This window comes from Aquimarina sp. ERC-38, from assembly GCF_026222555.1.
Lineage (GTDB): Bacteria > Bacteroidota > Bacteroidia > Flavobacteriales > Flavobacteriaceae > Aquimarina.
In genome coordinates this window covers 636800-650617 of sequence record NZ_CP098511.1, presented here as the reverse complement: position 1 = coordinate 650617, position 13818 = coordinate 636800, and the positions used below count along the sequence as shown (strand labels likewise).

Genomic DNA, 13818 nt, shown 5'->3' with positions numbered 1-13818 from the left:
ACGAGGATATTAAAAAAATCACATACTTTTGTGATTGAAAAAAAGGAGAATGGCAAAGAATTTAGTGATAGTGGAGTCCCCGGCCAAAGCCAAAACCATTGAAAAATTTCTAGGTAAAGAGTATACCGTAGCTTCCAGTTTCGGACATATTGCAGATTTACCTTCTAAGGAGTTAGGAGTTGATGTTGAGGAAGACTTTAAACCCAAATATGTCGTATCGAGCGACAAAAAAGATATAGTTAAGAAGTTAAAAAACCTTTCTAAAAAAGCAGAAATGGTTTGGTTAGCCAGTGATGAAGACCGTGAGGGAGAGGCAATTGCCTGGCATCTGGCAGAAGAACTGGATTTAAATAAAAGCAATACCAAGCGCATTGTTTTTCATGAAATTACTAAGAAAGCTATTTTAAAAGCCATAGAGAACCCGCGTTCTATAGATTATAACCTGGTCAATGCTCAGCAGGCCAGAAGAGTTCTGGATAGGCTAGTGGGTTATGAATTATCACCAATACTTTGGAGAAAAGTAAAGGGTGGGCTTTCAGCCGGAAGGGTACAATCCGTTTCCGTACGCTTAATCGTAGAACGAGAACGTGAAATTATTAATTTTAAACCGGTGGCTTCGTATCGGATAGACGCTGAATTCACTAACAAAGAAGGAAAAGTAATCAAGGCAAAATTGCCTAAAAATTTTACTTCGAGAGAAGAGGCAGAAGCCTTTTTAAATAAAAATATCAGTGCTTCCTATAAAGTAGCGGATCTTACCACAAAACCGGCTAAAAAATCACCGGCGCCCCCGTTTACTACTTCTACTTTACAACAAGAAGCTTCCCGTAAATTATATTTTTCGGTAAGTAAGACCATGAATATGGCGCAACGTCTCTACGAAGCAGGTTTTATTACTTATATGAGAACAGATAGTGTAAACCTTTCTACCGAAGCCCAAAACGGAGCGAAAGCAGAAATCTTGGAAGCCTATGGGGAAGAATTCTGTAAATTAAGGCAGTACAAAGGAAAGTCCAAAGGAGCTCAAGAAGCACACGAAGCTATTCGTCCTACTGATTTTTCAAAACATACGGTTCCGGTGGAATCCGATCAGCAACGCTTGTATGAATTAATTTGGAAAAGAGCTATCGCTTCACAAATGAGTGATGCTCAACTGGAACGAACAAACGTTAAAATAGGTTCGGGTTCTTTTAAAGAAGAGTTTTCTGCAAATGGAGAGGTGATTAAATTTGAAGGATTTCTAAAGGTGTACCTGGAGGGAAGCGATGAAGAAGATGAAGAGAAAGAAGGTATCTTACCGGCAATGAAGGTAAATGAAGAATTGTACCAAAAGGTAATTAGTGCAACCGAACGATTTACGCGTCCACCTAGTCGATATTCTGAAGCAGCACTGGTTAAAAAATTGGAGGAGCTAGGCATTGGGCGTCCTTCTACGTATGCACCTACAATTTCTACAATTCAAAACAGAAAATATGTAGAAAAAGGAACTAAAGAAGGAGAAGAACGCAAGTTTACCAAGATGGTTTTGAAAGACGGTACCATTAAAAATAATCAACTCTCTGAAAAAGTAGGTAGTGATAAAGGAAAATTAACTCCTACCGATGTAGGAATGGTAGTCAACGATTTTCTGGTAAATCATTTTTCTACGGTGTTGGATTATAATTTTACAGCAAAAGTCGAACAGGATTTTGATGATATTGCCGAAGGAAATGAGGATTGGACTGATGTCATGAAAACCTTTTATGACGAATTTCACCCACGGGTTGAAGATGTAGCTAAAAATGCTGAGCGTGAGGTAGGAGAACGGGTTCTGGGAGAAGATCCTGAAACTGGAAAACCAGTAAGCGTACGTTTAGGGAAATTCGGGCCTATGGTTCAAATCGGATCGGTTGAAGATGATGAAAAGCCAAAATTTGCCAGTCTTGCCCCCGGACAAACCTTAAGCAACGTCACGTTTGAAGAAGCAATGGATTTGTTTCAGTTACCTAAAGAATTAGGTACTTATAAGGGAGAACCGGTTACCGTCAATAATGGAAGATTCGGACCATATGTGAAGTTCGGTGAAAAGTTTGTTTCCCTTGAAAAAGGAGAAGATCCGTTAAGCACCAGTCTTGAACGAGCAAAAGAATTGATTGATGCTAAAGAAAAAGCGGATGCCCCTATTTATATGTATGAAGACCTTCCCGTACAAAAAGGTACGGGTCGTTTTGGACCGTTTTTAAAATGGAAAGGAATGTTTATCAACGTTAATAAAAAGTATGACTTTGACAACCTTTCCGAACAGGATATCATTCAATTGATTGAAGAGAAAAAACAAAAAGAGATAGATAAAGTTATTCATAATTGGGAAGAAGAAGGCATTCGGGTAGAAAAAGCAAGATGGGGTAGGAGTAATATTATCAAAGGGAAAATAAAAATTGAGTTGCCTAAAACCGTAGATGCGGAAAAATTAACATTGGAAAAGGTGAAAGATTTGATTGAAAAGAAAGCACCTAAGAAAAAGGCACCTGCAAAAAAGAAGGCAACCCGTAAGACTGCAACAAAGAAAAAGTAACTCAAAAATTAATAACCGCAGAACTCTTTCCCAGATATGCCTTTTGAATTTTTAGAACCGGTCAGTAGTAACCTTATTGCTGATTTGATGAAGTTTGATAAGAAGTCGGTAGGGCGAAATATCTACATTCATACGGATGAATGGACCGTACCGGATCTCAAAGATATTGATATTGCCATTATTGTAATAAATGAAACCAGAGGTAGTATTTTAGATAACCCGGTTTTACTTGACTTCAATGAAATACGCAGAAACCTTTACAAATTATTTCCGGGAAATTGGGGAGTTTCCATTGCAGATTTAGGAACTATTCATCCGGGTAATACCTTGCAGGACACTTATTACCTCGTTCAAGAGATTACTCAGGATTTATTAAAGGCAGATGTAATTCCTATACTTTTAGGCGGGAGTCAGGATTTGGCCTATTACCAATATCGGGCGTATGACGTATTAGAACGTATGGTCAATATGGTCAATGTAGATGCAACATTTGATCTCGGTAATGTAGCTACTACCTTAACTAATCAGTCCTACGTAGGTAAGATCATTGTAGATCAACCCTACAATCTATTCAACTACAGTAATATTGGGTATCAAACATATTTTAATTCTCAGGAGCATATTGATTTAATTGAAAAATTATATTTTGATGCGTACCGGTTAGGAGATGTTATTACAGATATTACTATAGTAGAACCTATCATGCGAGATGCGGATTTGGTAAGTATTGACCTAAAAGCCTTGCAAAATTCTTTCGTAAGTCCGGAAGTTATATCTCCTAATGGTTTTAATCATAGAGAAATTTGTGCCATATCCCGATATGCAGGAATAAGTGATAAAGTAAAAAGTCTCAGTATATTTGAATGTTTTCAGGAAAATAAACACCAATATCTTTTGATTGCACAAATGATATGGTATTTTATAGAAGGATTGAATTACAGGACTAATGAATTGAATATCAAAAGTAAAAAAGAAACACTTCACTACCAGGTGCCCGTTGAAGATGAAATTTTGTCATTTTACCAAAGTTCGATTACAAAAAGATGGTGGATTGAAATACCTTTTCTTCCCTCCGGAAATAATAAATTAGAAAGACACACGTTATTACCTTGCACGTACAACGATTATAAGCGAGCTTGTAATCAGGAAATACCAGAAAGATGGTATAAAGCAAAACGTAAAAACGAAGTTTAACATTGTTATTAGGGAGATTTAAGATATTTTTTAGAAAATTTTTGGTTTTCTGGAAATAAATAAATAGGTTTACCATCTTAAATCTCAAAGATCTTAACCTAAAAGAAGTTATGAAGAAATTTGTATCATTACTTGCTATGATAATAATTCTCTCCAGTTGCGGCGGTAGTGGCAACCGTGGTGAATTGGTCGGAGTGCAAGGAAAAAAATGGCATCCTGAAAAACCATATGGTATGGCACTCATCCCCGGAGGGTCATTTATCATGGGAAAATCAGATGACGATAAAGCAGCACTTGCTAACGCCCCTACTAAAACTGTTACAGTTCGTTCCTTTTATATGGATGAAACCGAAGTTACCAACAGCGAATACCGTCAGTTTGTAATGTGGGTAAGAGATTCCGTAGTCCGTATGCGTTTAGCCATTATGGCCGAAGAACAAGGTAAAACTCCTGGTGATGATGGTGTTGGTGAATATGCGTTTCTGGACACGGATACTGAAGATATGTCGGTGTACGAAAAATATGTATACGATAATTACAGTGGTTTAGGTGAAACCGGTTACGAAGGTCGAAAACTTAATAAAGATATTGATATCGAGTGGGATGTAGAAGATTACCCGGATGAGTTTTATGCAGAGGTAATGGATACAATGTATATCCCTCTTGAAGAATCTTATAATGGTCGTCGTACCCTGGATGTAAGTAAATTAAAATTCCGCTTTACTTCCATGGATATACAAGCAGCGGCAAGAGCACGAAATAAAAACAGAAAAGACTTTGTAAAAGAAGAAATTATTGAAGTATATCCGGATACAACGGTTTGGATCAAGGATTTTAATTATTCTTATAATGAACCTATGCATAATGATTACTTCTGGCACAGTGCTTATGACGATTATCCGGTAGTGGGAGTTTCGTGGGAACAAGCAAAAGCTTTCTGTCAATGGAGAACTATTGAAAAAAACACCTATCAAAAAGAGCGTAAAAAAGAATTCGTAAACTATTTCAGACTTCCTACCGAAGCAGAATGGGAATATGCAGCCAGAGGTGGCTTAGAATCAGGAACATATCCCTGGGGTGGTCCTTACGCAATGAACGACAGAGGTTGTTTTCTTGCAAACTTTAAGCCTTTGAGAGGTAATTACGCTGCTGATAACTTCTTATATACGGTAGAAGCAGACACCTTTGAGCCTAATGATTATAATCTTTATAATATGGCAGGTAATGTGTCGGAATGGGTACAATCTTCTTACGATCCTGCGGCTTACGAATATGTATCGTCTATGAACCCTAATGTTAATGACGATGATAATAAAAGAAAAGTTGTTCGCGGTGGCTCCTGGAAGGATGTTGCTTATTTCCTACAGGTAAGTACCAGAGACTACGAGTATGCGGATTCTGCAAGAAGTTATATCGGATTTAGAACCGTGCAGGATTATATGGGTACGGAAGCTACCGGAGCAGATAATACGAGAAACTAATTATTTTAATACAGAATACAAGCAAGTCCCAATAAATCTATCAATTTAATAATTTAACCCCTTTTAATTTTTTTAAATTTCAAACTAAACAAATTTAATTATGGCAAATTCAAAATCAAGCAAAAAGTTAATGAACATGGTCTACGGTCTAGGTGCGGCTGTAGTAATTTTAGGTGCATTATTTAAAATTATGCATTGGCCTTTTGGTAATCAAATGTTAATTGCAGGTCTGGTAACAGAAGCATTGGTATTTACAGTATCTGCTTTTGAACCTGTAGATGACGAACTTGACTGGTCTTTAGTATACCCTGAATTAGCAGGTGGTGCTAGTAATAAAAAAGACAAGAAAGTAGATGCAACTCCAGAAGGTTTGTTATCTAAGAAGTTAGATGATATGCTTAAAGATGCAAGACTGGACTCTAACCTAATGAGTAGCCTTGGAGAAAGTATTCGTAATTTTGAAGGTGCGGCTAAAAGTATTTCCCCTACGGTAGATGCGATTGCCGGACAGAAAAAGTATAGCGAAGAAATGTCTAAAGCTGCAACGCAATTAGAATCTTTAAATAGCTTGTACAAAGTTCAGTTAGAATCTTCTACGGAGCAAGCTGAAGCAAATGCTGCAATTGCTGCAAATGCTACAAAGCTTAAAGAACAAATGGAAAGCTTGGCAAGTAATCTTTCTTCCCTTAATGGTGTATATGGTGGTATGTTAACGGCAATGAACAGAAATTAATTTTCTGAAATCGCAGTAACAATAGTAATAACTAAAAAACTACCAAAAAATATATAATTATGGCAGGAGGAAAATTGTCACCAAGGCAGAAGATGATTAATCTGATGTACTTGGTATTTATTGCAATGATGGCATTAAATATGTCAAAAGAGGTGTTGGCTGCCTTCGGATTAATGAACGAAAAGTTATCCGAATCTAACGCAACAACAACCGAGAGAAACACTGCTTTTATGGCAGGTTTAACCGAAAAAGTTTCAGAACAGCCAGCAAAGTATAAGCCTTTAAAAGAGAAGGCGGATCAGGTGAGTGCTGAGACAAAAGAGTTAAATACTTATATTGAAAACTTAAAAGGTACTATCTTAAAAGACGTGGAAGATCCTACGGACTACCAGGTAATGGATAAGAATGTAGTACTGGATGAATTATTTTTTGCAAGTGGAAATATTACTCCGGCTGGTAAAGAATTCATGAGTAAAATAGATAAGTATAGAACTGGTGTAACCGGAGTGATTAGTGATCAATATCCTAAAATTGCTGAAAACATTGAAAAGGAATTTTCAACAGAAAAGATTACAAATCGTGAAGGTCAGAAAGTAGACTGGTTAAAGTATAATTTTGAAGGATTTCCAATGATTGCTTCCGTTACGAAGTTGACTCAAATTCAGAATGATATTAAAAGTACAGAAAGTAAAGTGCTTTCCGCAATGCTTTCCGGTCAGTTACAATCTGAAGTTTCTTTATCAAATTTTCAGGCTATTGTAGTTCCAGACAAGACAGCTTTCTTTAGTGGTGAACCTTTTAAAGGTCGTATCATCTTAGGTAAAAGAGATAAAACATTAAAAGCTTTTAAAGTAGTTGTAAACGGTAAAGAACTGGATGCCGAGTCTATGCAGGAAGGTCAAACATTGTTGGACTTCCCGGCTGGAAATGTAGGTGAAAGAGAAATTAAAGGTGAATTTCAATTTAAAGAAGGTGATTCTATTGTCACCATTCCTATTGAAAGTTCATATGCGGTCATCCCTAAACCAAATTCGGCAGTAATTTCTGCGGATAAAATGAATGTGGTATATAGAGGGGTTAAAAATCCGATGACCATTTCAATTCCAGGTGTTCCTACTATTAATGCTTCTGCTCCGGGTTTACGTAAAAGCGGTGGTGCCGGACGGTATGTAATGGATGTTACTACGGTTAGGTCAAGAGAAGTGGATATTAAAGTTTCCGGTAAATTACCTAACGGAACTTCTATTACCAGTAGTAAGAAATTTAGAATTAAAGATATCCCACGACCTGTTGGAACTGTAAGAGGTGAAGAAGGAAGTATTAAGATGTCTAAGAGTGGTTTGGATAAAGCTTCTATTGGTGCTATTTTACCGGACTTTGACTTTGATATTAAGTTAAAAGTTACCGGATTTAAATTTAAAGTTGAAGGTCAACCTACAATAAGTGTGAATGGTGGACGTTTAAGTTCAAAAGCGAAATCTGCTTTAAGAAAAGCTAAAAGAGGTTCTTCTGTGCAGGTAATAGATATTAAAGCTCAGTTAGCTAGTAATTCCGGATATAAATTGAAAAAGATTTCACCGGTAATTATTGAATTATCTAACTAGAATAAAACGATGATTATGAATTTGAGAAATGTTTTTTTAGCACTCTGTGGTGTTTTGATTACCTCAGTATCTTTAGGGCAGGCTAATATTTTAAATGCAGATGAACCTGAAGAAATTGGAAAGAAAACTGCAGAACAAATATTAGCGGATAATGACAAACCTCTTGAATACGGGTATGTTGATAAACGTGATGTATTATGGGCTAAGACTACCTGGGAAATTATCGATCTTGATGAGCGAATTAATTTTCCTTTATATTATCCAATTGATACGGTACAAATAGGTTCTTACAGAAGATCCTTGTATGATGTTCTTTTAAGTAATATTAAAAACGGTAAGATCAAAAAGATTTATTCGGATTCGTATTTTACAGAAGAACGTACACTGGATGATTTGTCTACTACTTTGTCAAAAATAGATACTTTAGACTTAGGGTATGAACAATTTAATGCAGGTGAAACAGTAGACCCTCAATACGTTGAAGTAACTACTATTAGCGCTGCGGATATTTCGGAATTCCATATCAGAGGATACTGGTATTTTGACAAGCGTCAGGGAGAATTAAGATATCGTTTATTAGCGATTGCCCCGGTAGCACCGGATGTAAACTTCCTTGATGATGATGAACCGGATATGGTTGAATTGTTTTGGGTATGGTACCCGGACGCTCGTGAAATTTTACATAATGCTATGGCATTCAATAGGAAGAATACATCGTTTCCATTTACCTATGATCATATTCTAAATGCGAGAAGATTTAATTCGGTAATATATAAAGAAGATAATATACAAGGTGACCGTGAGGTTGATGACTATATTGTTGACAATGCGTTAATGCAGTTGTTAGAGAGTGAACGAATTAAAGAAAGTATTCGAAATTTTGAAATGGATATGTGGAGTTACTAGTGCTTCATCTACTTAAATTATAATAGACGCCTGGCTTTTTAGTCGGGCGTTTTTTTGTTGTAAAGTGTTATTAATTATTTAGTTACTGAGTTAATATGTTAACTTGGGTGAACTTAGTTAGTATTATCTACTTTATTTGTATAAATTCCATTGATAAGTTACACATAGAAATTATTATAGAATGGACAACTAGGAATAATTTAACTATTTATAATTTTGCTGATTAGGCTTGAAGTATCATAACTTCCGCCTCGAGGCTAATGCCGTAATAACTTAGTAACCTAATAACTTTAAAAACCAGTAACTTTACAAGCGATGAAAGTTGATTACATTATCGTTGGTTTTGGGTTAGTAGGGATGGCTTTCTGTGAACAATTAGAGCAGCACGATAAATCCTATCTGGTGTTTGATAATTTTTCACAACAAGCATCTAAAGTTGCAGGTGGACTCTATAATCCAGTTGTTTTGAAACGGTTTACTCCAGTTTGGAACGCCCAAGTACAATTACCGATAGCACTTCGCTACTATTCACGATTAGAAAGATTACTAAAGAAGTCTTTGCAAGTTGATCTGAGTATTTTAAGAAGGTTTCATTCAATAGAAGAACAAAATCTTTGGTTTGAATCCCGGGATCATGTGTTACTAAAAGATTATTTAGCTCCAACCTTAGTAGCCAATGCAAATAAAGAAATTTCTGCACCTTACCAGCTAGGAAGGGTGGAGAAGACCGGAAAAATCAAGATTGCCGAAGCCTTAGGGTTATTTGAAGATTATCTACGAGAGATTAATGTCTTTCACAAAGAAAGTTTTGATCATGCGGAGATAGATCCTGACAATTCAGCTGTATTTTATAAAGGTGTTGAAACAAAACATATTGTTTTTTCCGAAGGTTTTGGGATGAAGAATAATCCTTATTTTGCTAAATTGCCCATGGTTGGTAACAAAGGGGAATATCTTATTATTCGGTCTATGTCTTTGAACCTGCGGGAGGCCTTAAAATTTTCTCTATTTATTATTCCTCTGGGAGATGATTTGTATAAGGTGGGAGCTACTTATAATAACCAGGAAAAAAATAATACACCTACGGTTAATGCTAAAGAAATTATTCTACAAAAACTGGAAAAGGTTATAAAAACCGATTTTACGGTTGTGGAACAAATGGCAGGAGTACGACCCACAGTTAAAGACAGGCGCCCCTTAGTAGGAACTCATCATCAGTACGCTAACATTCATTTATTAAATGGTATGGGTAGCAGAGGGATTTTAGCTGCACCCTGGGCGGCAGAAGTACTATTCCAGCACATCGAAAATCAGAAAGCTCTACCTGCGGAAATCGATATTAACCGTTTTACTTACTAGCTGATACCGCTTTTTCTTTATTATAACCCATAAAGATATTGATCCATATATTTCGGGATAGCCGTAAAATAATAGGTAAGAAAACTACCAAGGTGATGACTATTGCAAAAAAGGTGTTTAAAAGGCTTGCTTTAAAAATAAGATTAGCAATCACAAATGCAGCGGTTGCAAAAGCAATACCTACCGCATAACTAACATACATAGCGCCGTAAAAAAAGGAAGGTTCGATTTTATATTTGGTATGGCAATGACTACATCTTTCGTGCATCTCCAGTGTAGTACTTAACTTGTAAGGATTTGATTTGACATACATGCTTTCATTTTGACAAACCGGGCAGGTTCCGGTGAATATACTGTACAATTTAGTTCCTTTCAAGAAGCTCATAATCCTTTTTTGCTACTATAAAATTAAGCATCTTTGCATAAAAATTTCGGAAGTAGATGTTAAACATACATAACGTATCCATATCTTTTGGAGGAGAATACCTTTTTGAAGAAATAGCTTTTAGATTAAGTGCAGGAGATCGGGTAGGATTGGTAGGAAAGAATGGCGCAGGGAAGTCAACCATGTTAAAGATACTTTCTAAGGAACAAGAACCGGACTCCGGACAAATTGCCACGGATAAAGAGGTGAAAATCGGATTTTTAAAGCAGGATATTGATTTTGTTGAAGGGCGTACGGTCTTAGATGAATCTTATGAAGCTTTTGAAGAAATAAAAGCAGCCGAACGTAAAATGGATTCAATTAACGTTCAATTAGCGGAACGTACGGATTATGAAAGTGAAGGCTATACACAATTGATTACCGATCTAAGTGATCTGACCCATCAATATGAAATTCTGGGGGGATATAACTACCAGGGAGAAACAGAAAGGGTACTACAAGGTCTAGGTTTTAAACCGGAAGATTTTAATAAATTAACAGATACATTTTCTGGTGGATGGCGAATGCGAATTGAATTGGCTAAATTGTTGCTTCAAAACAACGATATATTACTGCTGGATGAGCCTACCAACCACTTGGACATTGAATCTATCATCTGGTTAGAGAATTTCCTAAGGGGTTATAATGGGGTAGTAGTTATCGTATCACATGATAAAATGTTTTTAGATAATGTTACTAATAGGACTATAGAAATATCACTAGGACGTATATATGACTATAACAAACCGTATTCAAAATACCTCGTTTTACGCAAAGAAATAAGAGAACAACAATTAGCTGCACAAAAGAACCAATCCAAACAAATTGAACAAACTGAAAAGTTGATTGAAAAATTTAGGGCAAAAGCCACAAAAGCTTCTATGGCGCAATCCCTGATTAAAAAATTGGATAAAATAGACCGTATTGAAGTAGATGAAGATGATAATGCGGTAATGAACATCAGCTTTCCGGTAAGTGTACAACCCGGAAAAGTAGTGATTGAGGCAGAAAAGGTTGCGAAAGCTTACGAGGAAAAAGAAGTACTCAAGAATATCAACCTTTTAGTGGAAAGAGGTTCTAAAATTGCCTTTGTAGGTCAGAATGGTCAGGGTAAATCAACACTGGCTAAAATTATTGTTGATGAAATTAAGTATCAGGGTGAATTAAAACTGGGACATAATGTAGAGTTAGGCTATTTCGCCCAGAATCAATCCGAATATCTAGATGGGGACATCACCATTCATGAAACCATGATCAATGCGGCTAATGAAAAAACCCGAACAAAGGTCAGGGACATGTTGGGTGCTTTTCTTTTTAGAGGAGATGATGTAGAAAAGAAAGTAAAGGTATTATCCGGGGGAGAACGTAATCGTTTGGCTTTATGTAAAATGCTTCTGGAGCCTTTTAATGTTTTGGTGATGGATGAACCTACGAACCACCTTGATATTAAATCCAAAAATATTTTAAAAGAAGCACTGGAACGTTTTGAAGGAACCCTGATTCTCGTTTCGCACGACCGGGATTTTCTACAAGGTTTAACTAATTTGGTTTACGAATTTAAAAACAAAAACATCCGGGAATATCTGGGAGATATTGATTTTTACCTGGATCAGCGTAAAATTTCCGATTTAAAAGAAATTGAGAAGAAAAAAGTTGTGGTTTCAGAAAAAACCGAAGTTAAGAATGATACCAAGCTTGATTATAAAAAACAAAAAAAGATTAAATCCCTTACAAATAAGATTAGCAACACCGAATCAAAAATTAATAAGTTAGAAAAAGAAATTAAAGAAATTGATTTGGAGTTGGCACTTAATTATGATCAAACCATTGCCAAACCAGGATTTTTTAACAGTTACCAGGATAAAAAACAACAGCTTCAAAAATTAATGGAAAACTGGGAACAATCGCAAGGGGAGTTGGAGAATTTAAATGGATAAATAACTTATTGTCAAACAAATAATAATCAGTTAGTTAACTTACATTTTTAGAAAAATACCGACCATCAAATGAAGTAGTTAGAATGAGTTTGATTATAAACTGAATAAGAGCAAATTCAAAATTAGGTTGTAAAGAAAAAATCAATTTATGATTAAATTTGTACTAATTATTAATTCCATAAGGAATAAACAGAATTTTATAAATATTTTTGCCAGTCATAAATTAGGTATGGGATAATTTAATCATAATCAAACGTACCTGATGTATTAGATTAGCGATACTTTGCTGTAAAAGCAGAATGTTGTACAAACGATAAAATGGAAAAGATGAAAGAGACCAAAGCTATTGATTTAACCTCACATGCCTTATCCTGGATAGGAAAAATACATTATGACTTTGGGTTTTTAGTTCAGAAAGCATTTAAAGAGAAAGGCCTGGATCTTTCTAAAGAACAATGGAGCGTTTTAAAAAGGTTACGTGTTAAGGATGGTCAATCCCAAAATGATTTGGCTTTTATCACACATAGGGATAAAACCTCTATGACCCGCTTAGTGAATAGTATGGAAAGTAAGGACTTGGTGGTTCGTAAAACAGATATGTCCGATCGAAGAATTAATCGTATTTTCCTGACGGCACATGGAAAAGAAGTTATTGAACAAGTAATTCCCATCATGTACGATTTGATTCCGGCAGTTCAGGAAAGCCTTACCGAACAGGAAATCGAACAGTTAATACAAACGCTTCAAAAAGTAAAGGGTAAAATTGCGGATTTGGCGGATTAACTGTTGATAATACCATTTTCATAATGAATAGGTTTATAATCAATATTTTATCTAAGGATTTAGGGGCTAGTAGTTTATTTTACCATACACTATTCGATCTCAAAACTACTTTTGAAAGTGATTGGTATATTCAATTAAAAAATCATACTACTGGTTTTGAAATTGGTTTTTTAGCTGTTAATCATCATCTTGTACCTAATGATTTGTCTAAAAACCCAGGAGGTGCCTATTTGACTTTTGTGGTAAATGATGTCGAAGAAAGTTTTCGGATTGCTACGGAAAAAGGTTACCGTATCGTACAAGAACCTACTGATACTTTTTATGGTCAAAAACGAATGCTTCTCACCGGTCCTGACGGAACTTTGATCGATATTTCTTCTTTACTTCGGTAGAAATAATCATATTGTTTCAAGGGGTAAGTTTATGAACTAAATAGCCAAAATATCTATGTTTAATTTTGATAATATTATGCTAGTGTTATAGATATATTTTTAACGATAAGCATAATAAATAAAAGTAGAGAAAGTTTTATCTCTACGTAAAATTTCTTGTACGATAAGTGATAAAGAAGAAATATTAGCAGCTATAAAAGAATTAAAATTAGGTAGCAATTCTAATTTTAAAAGCGTAAACAAACGTTTGGACAGTATTGAACATGAATTTAGAAAGATAAATACTGTTTCGAGTTATTAAGAATAATTAGAAACGGACTTCGAGAGCCTCAGTCCTCGTCTAGTTTTTATTGAATAAATTAAATTGTAGATTCGAGAGCCTCAGCCCTCAATTCGTTATTTAATTAAAAATTTATAGAAATTGAAGTGTGCATTTAAGAGTTCAGCCCTC

At 35.5% G+C, this 13818-nt stretch carries 11 protein-coding genes; 10 read left to right on the top strand and 1 reads right to left on the bottom strand.

Going from position 1 to position 13818, the window contains the following annotated elements; all coding sequences use genetic code 11:
* Positions 1 to 49: 49 nt before the first annotated feature.
* From topA to NBT05_RS02825, 7 genes are all read left to right on the top strand, one after another.
* Positions 50 to 2554 (top strand): type I DNA topoisomerase, encoded by a 2505-nt coding sequence (gene topA / locus NBT05_RS02855; protein WP_265771919.1) that lies wholly within the window; start codon positions 50 to 52, stop codon positions 2552 to 2554.
* Between the two features lie 36 nt (positions 2555 to 2590).
* On the top strand, positions 2591 to 3748 hold the full coding sequence (locus NBT05_RS02850) for a formimidoylglutamase (RefSeq protein WP_265771918.1): 1158 nt from the start codon (positions 2591 to 2593) through the stop codon (positions 3746 to 3748).
* Between the two features lie 110 nt (positions 3749 to 3858).
* Entirely contained in the window at positions 3859 to 5229 is a 1371-nt protein-coding gene (gene gldK / locus NBT05_RS02845; RefSeq protein ID WP_265771917.1) for a gliding motility lipoprotein GldK, read from the top strand.
* A 100-nt stretch (positions 5230 to 5329) separates the two neighbouring features.
* Positions 5330 to 5962: a gliding motility protein GldL gene (gldL, locus tag NBT05_RS02840; RefSeq protein WP_265771916.1), complete on the top strand. Its 633-nt coding sequence runs from the start codon at positions 5330 to 5332 to the stop codon at positions 5960 to 5962.
* A gap of 59 nt (positions 5963 to 6021) precedes the next feature.
* A complete protein-coding gene (gene gldM, locus NBT05_RS02835) occupies positions 6022 to 7566 on the top strand; it encodes a gliding motility protein GldM (protein WP_265771915.1) in 1545 nt (514 codons plus the stop codon).
* Positions 7567 to 7581: 15 nt separating this feature from the next.
* The gene (gldN, locus tag NBT05_RS02830) at positions 7582 to 8472 is read left to right on the top strand and encodes a gliding motility protein GldN (protein WP_265771914.1); all 891 of its coding nucleotides are present in this window, start codon (positions 7582 to 7584) and stop codon (positions 8470 to 8472) included.
* 315 nt (positions 8473 to 8787) lie between these two features.
* On the top strand, positions 8788 to 9831 hold the full coding sequence (locus NBT05_RS02825) for an NAD(P)/FAD-dependent oxidoreductase (RefSeq protein WP_265771913.1): 1044 nt from the start codon (positions 8788 to 8790) through the stop codon (positions 9829 to 9831).
* Here NBT05_RS02825 and NBT05_RS02820 read toward each other — a convergent pair.
* Complete coding sequence (locus NBT05_RS02820) at positions 9821 to 10216, bottom strand: DUF983 domain-containing protein (protein ID WP_265771912.1); 396 nt, start codon at positions 10214 to 10216, stop codon at positions 9821 to 9823. The two genes, NBT05_RS02825 and NBT05_RS02820, sit on opposite strands and share 11 nt — an antisense overlap.
* A gap of 56 nt (positions 10217 to 10272) precedes the next feature.
* On the opposite strand from NBT05_RS02820, the gene NBT05_RS02815 reads away from it, so the two are divergent.
* The 3 genes from NBT05_RS02815 to NBT05_RS02805 all read left to right on the top strand — a co-directional run bounded on the left by NBT05_RS02815 (position 10273) and on the right by NBT05_RS02805 (position 13367).
* Positions 10273 to 12192, top strand: coding sequence for an ABC-F family ATP-binding cassette domain-containing protein (locus NBT05_RS02815; RefSeq protein ID WP_265771911.1), 1920 nt, complete (start codon positions 10273 to 10275; stop codon positions 12190 to 12192).
* A 327-nt stretch (positions 12193 to 12519) separates the two neighbouring features.
* Positions 12520 to 12975 carry a MarR family winged helix-turn-helix transcriptional regulator gene (locus NBT05_RS02810; protein WP_265771910.1) on the top strand — a complete coding sequence of 152 codons (456 nt, stop codon included), beginning with the start codon at positions 12520 to 12522 and terminating at the stop codon, positions 12973 to 12975.
* A 23-nt stretch (positions 12976 to 12998) separates the two neighbouring features.
* Positions 12999 to 13367 carry a VOC family protein gene (locus NBT05_RS02805; protein WP_265771909.1) on the top strand — a complete coding sequence of 123 codons (369 nt, stop codon included), beginning with the start codon at positions 12999 to 13001 and terminating at the stop codon, positions 13365 to 13367.
* Positions 13368 to 13818 lie beyond the last annotated feature (451 nt).